Annotated in this window: 11 protein-coding genes; 5 read left to right on the top strand and 6 right to left on the bottom strand. The window is 37.5% G+C overall.

Features of this window, described 5'->3' with window-relative positions; all coding sequences use genetic code 11:
- Positions 1-98: 98 nt before the first annotated feature.
- A complete protein-coding gene (locus ACWNCI_RS10540; protein WP_449388272.1) occupies positions 99-1,436 on the top strand; it encodes a hypothetical protein in 1,338 nt (445 codons plus the stop codon).
- 77 nt (positions 1,437-1,513) lie between these two features.
- Positions 1,514-2,248, top strand: coding sequence for a DNA-binding domain-containing protein (locus ACWNCI_RS10535; protein WP_449388271.1), 735 nt, complete (start codon positions 1,514-1,516; stop codon positions 2,246-2,248).
- A 1,504-nt stretch (positions 2,249-3,752) separates the two neighbouring features.
- Here ACWNCI_RS10535 and ACWNCI_RS10530 read toward each other — a convergent pair.
- From ACWNCI_RS10530 to ACWNCI_RS10515, 4 genes are all read right to left on the bottom strand, one after another.
- Positions 3,753-4,463: a LytR/AlgR family response regulator transcription factor gene (locus ACWNCI_RS10530; RefSeq protein WP_346984358.1), complete on the bottom strand. Its 711-nt coding sequence runs from the start codon at positions 4,461-4,463 to the stop codon at positions 3,753-3,755.
- Position 4,464: 1 nt separating this feature from the next.
- Positions 4,465-5,508 carry a sensor histidine kinase gene (locus ACWNCI_RS10525; protein WP_449388270.1) on the bottom strand — a complete coding sequence of 348 codons (1,044 nt, stop codon included), beginning with the start codon at positions 5,506-5,508 and terminating at the stop codon, positions 4,465-4,467.
- A gap of 75 nt (positions 5,509-5,583) precedes the next feature.
- Positions 5,584-5,892, bottom strand: a complete 309-nt coding sequence (locus ACWNCI_RS10520) for a DUF4907 domain-containing protein (RefSeq protein WP_346984361.1) — start codon at positions 5,890-5,892, stop codon at positions 5,584-5,586.
- Positions 5,879-6,859, bottom strand: coding sequence for a Kelch repeat-containing protein (locus ACWNCI_RS10515; RefSeq protein WP_346984362.1), 981 nt, complete (start codon positions 6,857-6,859; stop codon positions 5,879-5,881). The genes ACWNCI_RS10520 and ACWNCI_RS10515 overlap by 14 nt, the downstream gene beginning before the upstream one ends.
- 227 nt (positions 6,860-7,086) lie before the next feature.
- Between ACWNCI_RS10515 and ACWNCI_RS10510 the strand changes: the two genes are divergently transcribed.
- Together ACWNCI_RS10510 and ACWNCI_RS10505 are read left to right on the top strand one after the other, a co-directional pair.
- Positions 7,087-8,427: a DUF4270 family protein gene (locus ACWNCI_RS10510; RefSeq protein WP_449388269.1), complete on the top strand. Its 1,341-nt coding sequence runs from the start codon at positions 7,087-7,089 to the stop codon at positions 8,425-8,427.
- A 15-nt stretch (positions 8,428-8,442) separates the two neighbouring features.
- Positions 8,443-9,672, top strand: a complete 1,230-nt coding sequence (locus tag ACWNCI_RS10505; protein ID WP_449388268.1) for an OmpP1/FadL family transporter — start codon at positions 8,443-8,445, stop codon at positions 9,670-9,672.
- Between the two features lie 303 nt (positions 9,673-9,975).
- On the opposite strand, the gene ACWNCI_RS10500 is transcribed toward ACWNCI_RS10505, so the two are convergent.
- On the bottom strand, positions 9,976-10,830 hold the full coding sequence (locus ACWNCI_RS10500; protein WP_449388267.1) for a hypothetical protein: 855 nt from the start codon (positions 10,828-10,830) through the stop codon (positions 9,976-9,978).
- A gap of 11 nt (positions 10,831-10,841) precedes the next feature.
- Positions 10,842-13,652: a GH92 family glycosyl hydrolase gene (locus tag ACWNCI_RS10495; RefSeq protein ID WP_449388266.1), complete on the bottom strand. Its 2,811-nt coding sequence runs from the start codon at positions 13,650-13,652 to the stop codon at positions 10,842-10,844.
- 129 nt (positions 13,653-13,781) lie between these two features.
- On the opposite strand from ACWNCI_RS10495, the gene ACWNCI_RS10490 reads away from it, so the two are divergent.
- Positions 13,782-14,888 (top strand): Mrp/NBP35 family ATP-binding protein, encoded by a 1,107-nt coding sequence (locus tag ACWNCI_RS10490; RefSeq protein WP_449388265.1) that lies wholly within the window; start codon positions 13,782-13,784, stop codon positions 14,886-14,888.
- Positions 14,889-14,910: the final 22 nt, after the last annotated feature.

Raw genomic sequence — 14,910 nt, 5'->3', positions numbered from 1 at the left:
GTTTATAAAAACAATATAATTAAAAGCTAAACACATTAAACATCTTGAATTATTACAAAAGAGATCAACCAAATAAAATTCATAAATACAATTACACAATGCAAAAATTTATTACAACTACCCTTCTTTTAGGAATGGTCGTTTTTTCTCAATTAATATTCGGCCAGGTGGGGATTAATAACACTTCACCAAAAGCAACTTTAGATATCACGGCTAAGACAAATAATGGCACCAAACCAGAAGGATTGATTGCGCCAAGATTGACCGGTGACCAGATCCAGTCAGGCGATGGGCAGTATGATACCGCTCAAAAAGGAGCAATCATTTATGCCTTGTCTGCTGCCAGCTCTCCAAGTGCTAAAACAGTTAATATTACCGCAGAAGGATATTATTATTTTGATGGAAGTGTGTGGCAGAAGCTTTCAAACTCTTCCGTCCCAGCAGTAGTGGTAACATCATCTGCTCTTAACGGAACGTATAAGGCAGGAACTGCCATGACAGTTTCCAATACATTTACGGTTACCATTACCAACAATTCTTTCAGTACCGCTACTATTGCTTTCAGTACCTCAGACCTTGCACTTTCAGGAGTTACAGGACTTTCGGTGGCTTCAGTGAGTCCATCTTCCAGTACTTTGATTGCAGGAGGAACGGTTACAGTTACCTACACTTTATCAGGAACTCCGGTTTCTTCAGGAACATTGGTAGCAACATGGACTAAACTTAGTTTAAGCACTGTTAAAACAGCAATGGTTTCTCCCAATGTAGTCTGTGGAAGCGGACAATGGAGCAGTGTAAGCCCTGCAATAGGAACGAATGGTCTGCGTACCGGCACAACATACAGTGCTGTTTATTCGATCCCTTATACTATGGGTGCAGGAAATCTTCCTGCTGAATCTTATACATCGAATGGATTAACATTTACTCTTACCAGCACTAACCCAATTTCTTCATCAGGTAATCTGACCTATTCGATTTCGGGGACTTATATTGGTACGGATAAAGGAATGGTGTCGTTTACCACTCAAACTGGATGTACAGTCAAATTTGGAGTAACATATACTGCTTCCTATTCATTTAATATTACTTCTGTAAATAGTGCTAGTAATGGCTCCTTCAATGTATATCAAAGCTATTCTTCTAATGATCCAAGTCTTAATTATGCCAGTACTGTACCTAAATCAGTATGGATCCCTTTAAACGGAAATTATATTACCACAGGATCAGCATCTTGTACTATAACAGGATACAATCATGGTTATGTAGATTTCTTTGGACAACATTTACTGAACGGCCAAAGTGCTAATTTTAATAATAGTTCAAATCCTTTAACCCAGAATACTTATAGTACCGAGATACACGCTTGCTTGAACTGCTCTCCTATTACTACGACATATGGTTCAGGAAGCCTTACCCTTACCTATATCCACCCATAAAAATTCTAAACCTCACAGGTTTCCAAAACCTGTGAGGATTTAATAACAAATTTAACAACCATTAAAAATATAAAAAAATGGCAACAATTCTTCACAGAATCAAAGCGTATCTGTATGATAACGTTTTAACCAAAGACAATCCTAATGATTTCACTGCCCGTACTGCAAGCGAACGCAGTCTCAATGTACAGCAGATCTGCCAGTCAGCAGCCAATCGTGGCGGGGCAGATATATCCGCTTCGGCGATGGAACATGCCACAGAGCTTTTCTTAAAAGAGATGGCGTATCAATTGTGTGATGGGTATTCCATCAATACCGGTTACTTCATGGCCAATACCACCATCAGAGGGGTATTCGACAGTCCGTCGGAGACTTTTAACAAAGACAAGCACAGCATTATCTTCCAGTTCAATCAGGGAGAAAAACTAAGGGCTGAAATCCCGAATATTGAAGTCAATATTCTGGGTATAGCAGAAGCTTCTGCGGTGATCTTACAGGTAACCGATGTGAAGAGCGGTTCAGTGAATGACCTTCTTACTCCGGGCAGAAACCTGAAAATTGTGGGCAGCAAGATTAAAGTCACCGGTGATGATGCTTCGGTAGGAGTCTATTTTGTAGACGCTACAACACAGGAAAGAACCAAAGTAGAGCAAAGTGATATTGTCACGAATAATCCTTCGGAGGTTATGGTAGTGATTCCTGAACTAGCAGCAGGAACTTATACTATTGAAGTGCTGACGCAGTATTCGGGCAGCCAATCTTTAAAAGAGCCACGTACTGCTACCCTGGATAAGCAACTGACGGTAGCGTAAGAACAAGAGGATTGCTTCGGTGCAAGCAATGTGATTGTTAGGTAGCTAGCAAGGGTCTTACTACGAGGCTAGCAAGCTGCCTGCTTCGGTGCTAACACGAGGCTTGCACCGTACCATGCAATCGGATTGCAAAAAGAAGCTCTTTTCCGGCCGGCAAAGGAGCAGTTCATCATAAAAGCCGGCTAGTATCATTTTTTTGTGTGCGCTCCGGTCTGGGTTTTGGGTCCTGGCCGGAGTTTTTTTGTGGAAGGGTTTTGGAGTTTGAGGATTTGAGCGTGCGCGCGTTTTAGAGTATCTGAGTATGAGAGTTTCTACGGAACGACAAAGAGTTGTAAAATGCCGGTGACTGAGGATCTCGAAGTCACATCCTCCTACATCATGGAAAATTAATTTTAACGCCACGAGCGCAAGGTTTTATTTGAAATGATTGCGTATATTTTTGGTTCGCAAAGGCTTTAAAACTCAGCAAATGACAGCAAAATCTAATATTTAATTGTTTTTGAACGCCAAGCCCACTAAGATTTTTTTAAAGTATAATGCTTATTAGTTTCACAAAGCCGTTTCACTTAAAAGAGAATACCAAGCCAACTATTCTACCGGAATGATAAAGTGGGCGCGGACGGGTCTGAGGGTGCTAGGGTCTGAGGATTTTTGAGTAACGACAAAGAGTTGTAAAATGCCGGTGACTGAGGGTCTCGAAGGCCCGCATTGAATGGGTGATTTAATAATAATTTTGTTATTATTGTTGTTGACAGGATTTTATCCTGTCCTGATTTAAATCGTCCCTTCGGGACTCGGCCTGAAACCGTATATCACACTGTTTTTGAACACGAAGCTCACTAAGTTTTTTTGAAAGTATGGCGTATATGTAGTTTCACAAAGCCGTTTGACTACGTCGAATCTTCGATTTCACTTAGAAGAGAACACCAAGCCAACTATTGTAATGGCTGGCTGCAGTTGATAATATAGACAACTTAAAAATTCCACTCCTCCGGAGGGGTGGCGAAAATTCAAAGAATTTTTGTCGGGGTGGTTCAAGAATACTTCCTGCACAATGACCTCCATTTTAACCACTTCGATTGTGTAGGCCCGAATCTTTCCATGCTAACGTTAAAAGCTATGCCGAGATTCCTACCGGAATGACAAAGTGGGTGTTTTATAGGGTCGGAGGATTTGAGAGTATGAGAGTATGAGTATTTGGTGGCTGAGCGGAGCCGAAGCCACCAAACTTTTTAATAGTTGCTATCATTTGCTGAGCGTTATAGTTTATGCTGAGCCTGCCGAAGTACCTTTGCGCTCGAAAGAATATGCGTACAGTAAATGCCTCTTGCGAACGTTGCGCTAATAAATACAGAGAGATTCTTCATTCCGCTTTGCCACATTCAGAATGACACAGCAGCGTTGTAAATAAATAGTAATGGAATGGAGTTTATTCTGCGACGGAATTCAAAGGATATCCATTTATTATTAGAGTCTCCCCACTATAAGTAGAGATTTTAGGTCATTACTTGTATTTTTCCACGACTTTATTCAGATATGCTTTGTATTTTTCGCTGATGGGAATTCTTTCATTTCCGATCATCAGATTGTTTTTTCCGATGCTTTGAATGTGCTGAAGCGAAATGATATGAGAATTATGAACCCTGATGAAATTTTCTGAGTTGATCTTCTCGATGATGGATTTCATGGTCTGATGGATAATCAGTTTCCGGGTTTCCGTATAAATAATAATATAATCTTTCAGTGCGCTGATGCGGGTAATCTCGCTTAGATTAAGTTTTACATCTTCATTGTTGGAACGCACGAAAATAAATGATTCTTTAAAAAAAGCCTGTGTATTTTTTTCGTGTACTATTTTTGAATTATTAAGCTTGTTGTAGCTTTTATAAACCGCCTTCAGAAATCTTTCAAAAGAAAAAGGTTTCAGCAGATAGTCGGTAACATCCATTTCGAAGCCCTGCACGGCACAATCGTCATAAGCAGTGGTAATAATGACGTCAGGAAGTTTACTGAAACTTTTTAAGAATTCTATTCCGGAAATATTCGGGAGATTAATATCAAGAAAAATGAGATCAACATTTTCCGTTTGCAGTGTCTGAATGGTTTCCTGAATGTCATAGCAGTTTTTTACCAGATTCAGAAGCGGAATTCTTGATATATATTCTTCAATCACGTGATGAGCAAGTTCTTCATCGTCTACTATGATACAATTCATTTTAATTCAATTGAAGTTTTAAATTTACGCTGTATTCAGAGCCATTGTCTTCAATATCAAGCTGATATTTTTCGGGATAAAGAAGATTCAGTTTCATTTTTGTATTTTCTATCCCCATCTTGCTGTTATTGCTATCTTCAGGTTTTTTCTTCTCATAAAAATTCGTGATCCGGAAATCCAATAATCCATTTTCCATATAAATTTTAAGATTAAGGGGTCCTTTCTTTAAATCAGCATATTTAAAGGCATTTTCTACAAACGTTAAAAGCAGAAGAGGTTCAATCTCATAATATTCAAAATTACCATAAAATTCATAATTCATGTTGTTAAATTTATTGAAACGGATAGACTGGATCTCAATATACTTTTTAATGTTGGAAATTTCATCATTCAGATTATTCTTATATCCGTTTTTATTATTAAGAACATAGCGCATAATATCAGATAAAATCAAAATCACCCTCGGTGTATCCGGAGATTTAATAATGGATAGCGAATAAATACTGTTCAGGGCATTAAAAAAGAAATGCGGATTGATCTGTTCCCTGAGAATTTTAAGCTCACTGGACTGCCTTTCAAATTCCAGCGCTTTTATTTTCTTTCCGTTTTCTACCCATTTGTCTAAAAAGAAAAGGAGGGTGCTAAATACGATTGAGAAGATCCCGATCCTGAAGAAAATATCGTAGAGACCTATCCCGTTCTGAAAAGGAATCATTTTTCCTTTCTTCGGAAAATCCTTAGGTGACATAGGCATATGCTTTGGCATCGGAGGCATGAAAAAAATCATAAGTGCTACATATACCGCGATCAGGGAAACGGTGATGATAATAATTTTTTTGGGACTCTGGCGAATGATAAAGGGTAGAACAAGATAATAATTGATATAGAATAATATAATGGCTATAATGAACAGCTTTATATTCATCATCAGAAAAAGATTCCCGAAAACAGAATAATCCATGATCAGCTTAAAAAAAATAAGAATGATCCAGATGATCCAGTGGTAGATGTAAGTTGTTTTTATCTGTTTAAAAAATGCAGTCATAAATCTGTCTTTTTATAGGTACACAAATTCCCTCAATAAAAAATATTGAAGGAACTTTCATTGTAATTAAAGCATCTAATACGCTATCTTCATAGAATCCAGTTCATGTATAGAAATTCTTGGGAGTGTTTGTTTTCCTATTTTTTTTACAACAAGCAGGGCGGTTTTCTGTGCATCTGCTTCGTTTTTAAATGTTTTTTCTCCCTGTATTGCAGGAATAAAAGGCTGGTTAATAAAGACTTTCTTTTCCTTCAATATTTGGTATCCGTATCCTGACTCCTGTTTTGTAATCTTTACGTCAAAGGTATTATTTTTTTTCTCACAGCTCACGAGTAAGATTACTGATGAAAAGAATATTCCGGAGAACGTTTTAGTCATCATCATTTTCACTTTCGTTAGGATGAAATACCCAGATGTCATCAAAATAAGACGAACCACTGTTTCCGGTAAGGACATAGCCGTAGTTTCCGATTGAAAATGCGCAGGCACTTTCTCTGGATGCCCCTTCAAAAGATGTTCGCTGAGTCCAGTCATTGGCAGAAGGATCATATTCCCAGGTTGTATTTCCGACTCCGCTTGTAGAGCCTGTGGCAACATATCCTAGTCCATTTGCTGAAAAAGCGGCTGTAGATGTACGGTTTTGCGTGTCATCATCATTGCTGGTGTCTACTTTTCTGGTCCATGTTTCAGAGCCGGGATCAAATGCCCAGAAATCTGATACAAGGCTTCCGTTATTGCTTCCGAATCCCACATATGCAATATTGTTGATCACGAAGGCAGCTCCGTCTCTTCTTTTAGAACCTCCCAGACTGTTGATGGGACTCCATGATGAGGTAAGTTCTTCATATTTATAGAAATCTTTCAGTTCGCTTCCGTCGTATCCTGTTCCTACATATCCTTTATTATCAATTCCGAAGGCTAAGGCTGCATATCTTCCGGTTCCCGGAAAATCATCAATTTGTGTCCAGGAGTTGTTGATAGGATCGTATTTGTAAAAATCTTTTAATTTGTTTAATCCATCATATCCTGTCCCTACATATCCGTAGGAATTGGTGGCGAAACCAACGGCAGAACTTCTTTTTGATCCCGGGAAATCGGCTTTCTGGGTCCAGGAGTTCGCATTGGGGTCATAGCTCCACAGGTCATTGTAATAATCCTCTCCGTCATAGCCGCCGGTGATGTATCCTTTTCCGCTTACAACAAATGCGGAAGCATTGGATCGCGGCTTACCGTCCAGATCCGAAACCCTTACCCAGTTTCCTATCAGTTCATCATCATCATCATTGCTACAGCTTACTGCTAAAAATGTTCCTACAAGAGTAAGAGCTAAGATTGAAAGTTTACCATTCATTATTCATTCTTTTTTGTGCAAATGAATTTCATTCTGATGTATTCTGAAAATTTTTTAGACGGATGGCTATTATTTATAGTCAGATGCGGCAGTTTTGTTGACGGATGGGGGATGTTTAAAAAAATAATCAGATATCTGATTAAACCTTGCTGTTGTCTACAACTAATAGTAAAAGGAAGAATAAATTTTTGTTCATTGTATCTTCATTTTATGTTTGCGGAAAAAAGATGTATAAATACTTGTTATTATGTATTTCATTGATGTTTTTATTTTCCTGTGAAGATGAAAGTAATACGTATGAAGTCGGAAGCTCCTGGATGGATGCAGAGTCGAAAATCGTAATGATCGATACACTCACGGTGAAAATGTCTACCATTATGATGGATTCTACAATAACCTCCGGAAAAAGAGTGATGATGATCGGAAATATACATGACCAGACCTTCGGAAAAGTGAGTTCTTCTTCTCTTTTTGAACTGACACCTTCAAATTACAGCCTGTCGTCACCTTCCACTGCAGTTTTTGATTCTCTGGTCATGTATCTTACCAACACAGATTTCTATTACGGAGATACCCTGAAAACCTTTAAACTGGCTGTTCATCCTTTAACAGACAGGATAAAACTTGACAACGGATACCTTTATAATAAAAGTACTTTTAATTATTCTTCGAATTCCATCGGAAATGCAGAATTTTATCCAAGACCCAATACAGACAGCAGCTATGTGAAAATTAAACTCGATCAGTCTTATGGGCAGACACTTTTTAACACCTTAAAAAACAGCGATGTTACCAATCAGGAATATTTTCTGAACTTTTATAAAGGTTTAGCGCTTGTACCTTCTTCAGAAAATAATGCGATGCTGCGTTTCGGGATCAATTCTTCTTACCTGGTTCAGATCAATAAAAATACTAAAGAGAAGGTCTCTAATATGGTAAGGATGTATTATCACACGACCTCTCAAAACGGAACCGAACTTGTGAAATATACATTAGATTTAAGCCCAAGCCCAACTTTTCAATACAATAAAATTTCAAGTGACTTTACAGGATCCGAATTGGAAAATCTTACGCCCCAAAATTCTATTCCGTCAGCAAGCCTTGGAAATAAAACCTATCTTATGGCAGGCATCGGGGTTTATACTAAAGTGGAAATCCCATATTTGAAATCATTAAAAAATTTATATGAAAATTATAAAATTATTGATGCTACACTTTCATTAAGCCCGGTTGCGGGATATTATTCCGATAATTTTTATAATCCAAGCCCGCTTTACTATTACGTTGGGGACAAATTGAATCATCTTGTTAGCAACTACACTTCCGACGGAAGTACCGAAATCACCACGAGTTTATCAGAAAGCAGTGAGTTTCAAAACGAACATGCCTACAATTTTTCCATGACAACCTATGTAAACAGTATTTTGACGGAAACCACAAACTCCAATCATAATACGCTTATTTATCCTTCGTCTTATGCGGATGTCCTTTGTGGGAAAGCGGTTTTCGGGGATACTAAAAATAATACAAATCCGGCGAAGCTAAAGGTGTATATATTGGGATATTAATGCAGAATACTATTTATGAATAAAAATAAAATAACAATATGTGCACTGTTCTCGTGCGTTTTTACATCAGGATTGTACGCTCAGAACGCATCGCCTTATTCTTACTTTGGAATAGGAGGGTTCAATAACGTTGATGATGCCCGGAATATTTCGTTGGGAAATACAGGGATTGCCCTGGAAGCGCCCGATTATATCAATTCCAAAAATCCCGCTTCAATGACAGGTATTACTACAAGAAATGTTGTTTTCAATGTAAGCGGAATTGTAAAATACAATACAATTTCCAGCAATTTGGGATCGGACAACAGGCTGAATTCCAATTTTACAAATTTCAGCGCGGCTTTGCGGGTTTCAAAAAAAACATTTATCGGCATAAGTATGCAGCCTGCCACTTCTTCCGATTATAAAATTTCATCTACCATTCCGATTGAAGGAACGGCCGTGGAGTATCCTGTCACTTATGAAGGGAGCGGAGGGCTTTCAAACTGGGGAATAAGCTTAGCTTACAAACTCAATGACAACTGGAGTTTTGGAGGTAAAGTGAAAAATAATTTCGGGACTATTGTGCGAAAAGAAACTATTTCTACAACATCTGAAGTAGAAATCAGCCGAAGTGTACGCTATACGGGTTTTAGTTATAATTTAGGAACACAGTATAAGAAAAATTTCACAGATAATTTTCAGCTTACTTTGGGAGGAATTGTAAATTTCGGAAGCAAGCTGGTTTCCAAAAGGGAAGTTTCTTACACGCAGAATCAGGATTACACCAATACGCTGACCTCAAATCTTTCTTCAAAAAATTCATCTCTTCCTCTGGAGATGGGAGCTGGTTTTTCCATTTTAGCAAAGGAAAGATACAGAATGACTTTCGATTTCACACAGAGCAACTGGGATAAAGTGAAAAATACAGAAACTTCCGAAAAGTATTACAGGCAATATGTTTACGGGTTAGGCTTTGAAATTCTTCCTGCGAAAAAAAGGTTTGAAACACTTTCGGAAGCATTTACATACCGTTTTGGACTGAATTACGATACCGGTTATTACAAAATTAGTAATGTAGGAATTGACAAACTGGAGGCTACCGTAGGTTTGGGAATTCCGTTAAATAAGGTTAATCTCAATGTTGGTTACGGCTACGGAATTCACGGAATGCAGAAAAATGTATCCATCAAAGAAAATTATCATATGCTCAACATCAGTATGAATATTCTTGATACATGGTTTAAGAAAAAGTATATCGATTAAATAATACGCTTGTTTAAAATTTTTTATTTAACCGCAAAAGTCCCAAAAGATTAGAATTTATATCTTAAGCAATCTTTATAAAAGAAAAAGATAACAATAGTTTTTAAAAATCTTTGATTTTTGTTCTTTTGAAAGCTTTGATTAGCTAATAAACCTTTTTAAACTTGTCTTTTGGTTCCTTTTGCGGTTAAATTTTAATTTTAGTTTAAACAGATTTAATATAGATAAAGTCAGGTAAATAAAGTCATATCAAATTGTTTTTTTTAAAATTCCCCTCCGAACTTTTCGGAGGGGAATTTATGATTAATCTAAATTATATTTATCATTGAACAAAGATTGTCCGACATCTGATTTCCAAAAAGCTTCTGGATCTTTTGAAATTTCAGCTTCTATAATCTTTTGCTGTCCTAAACTAACTGCTCCCATTTCACTGACTTGCTTTATTCTGTTTTGCAAAAAAGATATGATTGGAAAATAGTCTAAAGTTTGAGGAATATTAAAGATTCCTCCATTAGGGCTAATTTTAACATCATCTAGCTTATTTTCATCGCCATAATTTTTTAAGACAGCCCAAAATATGAACTTATTAAATTTTCCATAAACTAAAAGACATGTTTGAGACTCATTATCAACAATTGTTGCATCTAAAACTCGAGTTAAATAAAAATCGATTCCTTTAAGTCCTGTTGTATTAGAAACAACTCTATCCGTAAACCAAATACAAATCTGATTGAAATTTTCTGGAGTTTTATTATTTACTAAAAAACATTTCCATTCTTTCTCAGCTTCAATAAGGATGTTGTAATACCATTTGTCATTTATATTTTTAGTTATTTTTAACTCTAAAACTAATGCTCTCCATAAAAAAGAAATTACAAAATAGTATAAGTTTTCATTATATGGGAGAGATTTTTTTGTAGCCAAATAAGGAACAAAAATATTTTCAGCAAACCATTTTTCTCTTTTGGAAAATTCTTGCTCTGCATCTTTACCAAGTAAATGTTTTTTTATACCATCTTGTATCCTAACATTAGGATTTACTAATTTTCTTAAATATTTTGAGCCTGTCTTTTTTGTGTATTTTATAATAAACTTCGGAAAAATATGACTGTCCTGTAAGTCGGTTTCAATATCATATAATGCGCAAATTCCCTTCATGATTAATCTTTTTATTTAACAGAAATTTCATCAATAAAAATATATGCGTCTCCGCCGGCGCCTTGGTGCCATTCCGGCAGTTTACCGAAATGATAAGCTTTTACTTTTACATATCTGGCTTGTGTCGGTAAAACCTCAGCTGAAAAATCTTTTACCTGAATGGTTTCATCTTTCGGATCAATTGTATTTTCTACGGTTTTCACCAAAATATAATCTTTCCCGTTGTTTGAAACGTAATATTCCACTTTTTTAGGCATTAAGATCCAGGCTCTGCTGTCCTGAAGATAAGTTGATGAAAGTTGAGTAAACTGTTGTGGAGATTTCATGTCAATAATCGCTTCAAAAGTCTGCCCCTGATAGCCCAGCCATTCGCCTTTTCGCCAGTTGGTATCACCATTGATGCCGTCGATTAAAGATAGTTTTCCGCTGGCTGTATATTGTGCCGTAGGAGTGGAGTTTACTGTGATGTCCCAATTATTGGGTCTCCTGTTGGAGTTTGCCCTTACAATCGAGCTTTTTTCACCATTTCTTTCGGCATACGCTGAGACGTGCGTTGTTTTTGTGATCGTGAACGGTCCTTTATAGGCCGTAAACATTTTTCTCACATTGGCATCTCCTTCATCGAGAGTCATATAATAAATTTTATCTTCAGGATTTAATGCCGTGATTTCCACTTTGGTATTCAGGTCAAAAATCCTTGCTGCTGCAATAACGGGAGAAGCTGTTAATTCATCATATTTAAAATCTTTAAAGGATTTTACGTTTTCAAACCCAAGTTTTTTAAGCTCGTTTCTGCTTGTATTTTTAGTGATTGTACGTGTCGTTCCGTCTTCCAGATGAATTTTAATTTCATCAAAATAAGGCTTCGTAGTTTGCCATTCCGGCATTCCGGGAGTTACAGAGTAGATTCCCATGGAACTGAGAATGTACCACGCGCTCATCTGACCGCAATCTTCATTTCCGATAAGGCCGTCCGGAGCATTTTTGTAATAATTATCGAGAATGAATTTTATTTTAGCATCTGTTTTTTCAGGTTTGTCAACATAATTATACAAATACGCAATGTGGTGGCTAGGCTCATTTCCCTGTGCATATTGCCCGATCAGGCCTGTAATATCAACTTGTTCACGACCCGTTGTTTTGTCCGGCGCAGCGAAAATACCATCAATAAATTGTTCAAATTTCTCTTTTCCGCCATGCGCTGCAATAAGGCCTTGAATATCCTGTTGAACAGAATAGGAGTAATGCCATGAGTTTCCTTCCGTATAATTATTGTTCACTTCTCTTGGATCAAACGGCTCATACCAGTTACCGTTTTTTCTCGGCTGCATAAATCCGTTTTTAGGATTGTAAAGGTTTTTCCAGTTCTGTGAGCGTTTCATGAAATATTGGTAATCTTCTTTTTTGCCTAAAATTTTAGCCATCTGGGCAATACACCAGTCGTCATAAGCATATTCCACGGTTTTGGAAACACTTTCATGCTCATCATCAATGCTGATAAAATTGTTTTGCTTGTAAGCATTTAATCCAAAAATATCCAACATCGCAGAATGTTTAGAAGCTTCAAATGCCTTTTCGTAATCAAATCCTGTAATTCCTTTCGCCATCGCATCTGCAATCACAGAAACCGCGTGATATCCGATCATACACTCCGTTTCGTTGGAAGCCAGTTCCCACACCGGAAGTTTGCCGCCCTGTTCGTATTGTTTGATAAATGTATTGATAAAATCTGCCGTTCTTTTTCTGTCGATCAACGTCATCAAAGGATGCGCTGCTCTGAAGGTGTCCCAAAGCGAGAATACCGAATAATAATCAAAACCGTTTGCCATATAGAATTTGTTGTCGCGGCCTCTGTATTTTCCGTCAACATCCATATTGATGTTGGGCTGCGTGAAAACATGATACATCGCGGTGTAGAAAACCGTCAGCTTATCTTTATCGGAAGATTTCACTTCAATTTTTGACAGTTCTTTATTCCAATCTGCAGCAGCTTGCTTTCTGATTGATTCGAAATCATTTGATTTTCCTTCCGCCAGCATATTCTTTCCTGCTCCTTCATAGCCTGTGGGTGAAATTGCCACTTTAACACTGATTTTTTCACCTTTTCTAACGTTAGCTGAAAAAGCTAAAGCTATTTCATTTCCATTAAAGGTTACGTCATGGGCATCTGTACTTTTTCCAGCCCTTTTTGTTTTTAAAATTTTCATTGGTTTTGAAAATTCAATTCTGGCATAAATGTACTGGTTGGTCGCCCATGCTTCACTTCTGCGGAAAACTTCGATGGTTTTGTCATCGATTATTTTAACTTCACCTTCTAATAATTTATCCCTGTGATTTAAGTCTAAAATAATATTGGCATTTCCTGCATTATTGAAAGTATATTCATGATAACCAACCCTTTTTGTCGTTGTGAGCCGTACATCAATATTATGTTTATCTAATTTTACCGAATAAAATCCGGCGGAAGCTTTTTCGTTTTTATGAGAAAATTTCGATGAATATTCTTTTGGGGTAACACCGGGCTTTCCCATCGTAGGCATCAGCATGATATCGCCGTAATCAGAAACTCCCGTACCGTTGAGGTGTGTATGTGAAAATCCGTAGATCACCGAATCTGAATAATGATAGCCACTACAGCCATCCCAGCTTCCGTCGATCCTGGTATCGGGTGAAAGCTGTACCATTCCAAAAGGAACAATAGCCCCCGGAAAGGTGTGTCCGTGACCGCCTGTTCCTATAAACGGATTTACATATTGCGAATAATTTTGTGAAAATGCATTATGAAAAATAATTCCTAAAAGAACGATTAATATTCTTTTCATTAGATATAAATTAAAATTTCCCTAAAATACTATAAAATTAGCTTATGCAAAAGAAAATATCTATCAGTCTCTTCACTTATTCTAAATAGGTTAATTTTTCGTAAATTTGTAAACAATTTTATTAGTTTTATGTTGACGAAAGAAAAGGTTCAGGATTTCCTTAAAGAGATAGAAGTTGATGATTTGGTGAACAATCTTCAGATCATGGGCAATGACGTTTATATTGATATGACCGCTCATTCGCCTGCCATGCACGAAAAGAAAAAACTGGAGGCAGCCATGAAGCAGGCTTTTGCCAGCGAGTTTGGAGAGGAGGTTCATTTGAAATTGAAAATCGTTTCTCCGGAACCGACCGAAATTCAGCAAAGTCAGATCAAAGGAAAACAAATTCCCGGAATTCAAAATATTATAGTCATCGCTTCCGGAAAAGGAGGAGTGGGCAAGTCTACGGTTTCTGCAAATATGGCGGTTACTTTAGCAAAAATGGGCTTTAAGGTAGGTTTATTAGATGCCGATATCTACGGACCTTCGGTTCCGACGATGTTCGATACAGAAGGTCAAAAACCTATATCTGTAGAAATTGACGGTAAAAATCTTATGAAACCGATTGAGAATTACGGAGTGAAAATGCTTTCCATCGGGTATTTTTCAGGAGCCAATCAGGCGGTTGTATGGAGAGGGCCGATGGCTTCCAAAGCATTAAATCAGATGATCAGAGATGCCGCCTGGGGAGAATTAGATTTCTTGTTGATTGATCTTCCTCCGGGAACGGGTGATATTCACCTTTCGATCATTCAGGAAGTTCCGGTGACGGGCGCTGTGATCGTAAGTACCCCTCAGCATGTTGCTCTGGCGGATGTAAGAAAAGGTATTGCCATGTTCCAGATGGAAAGTATTAATATTCCTGTTCTTGGTTTAATCGAAAATATGGCGTATTTTACCCCGGAAGAATTGCCTGAAAATAAATATTATATCTTTGGTAAGCAGGGAGCACAGTATATGGCTGAAGATCTGGGAATACCTGTGTTGGGAGAAATTCCTCTTATCCAGAGCATCAGGGAGGCGGGAGATGTCGGCAGACCGGCGGCATTGCAGGAAAACTCCAAAATTGCAGAGATCTATACGGAAACAGCCAGAAATATGGTGGAGAGTCTTGTAGAAAGAAATAAAAACCTTCCTCCTACAGAAGCCGTTAAGATTACTACAATGGCAGGCTGTTCACCAAAAGCGAAATAATTTCATCATTGAAAACCGAATT

This window comes from Chryseobacterium lineare (assembly GCF_977014045.1).
Note: the sequence above shows the minus strand (reverse complement) of the source record. Positions and strands in the feature narration are given on the sequence as shown.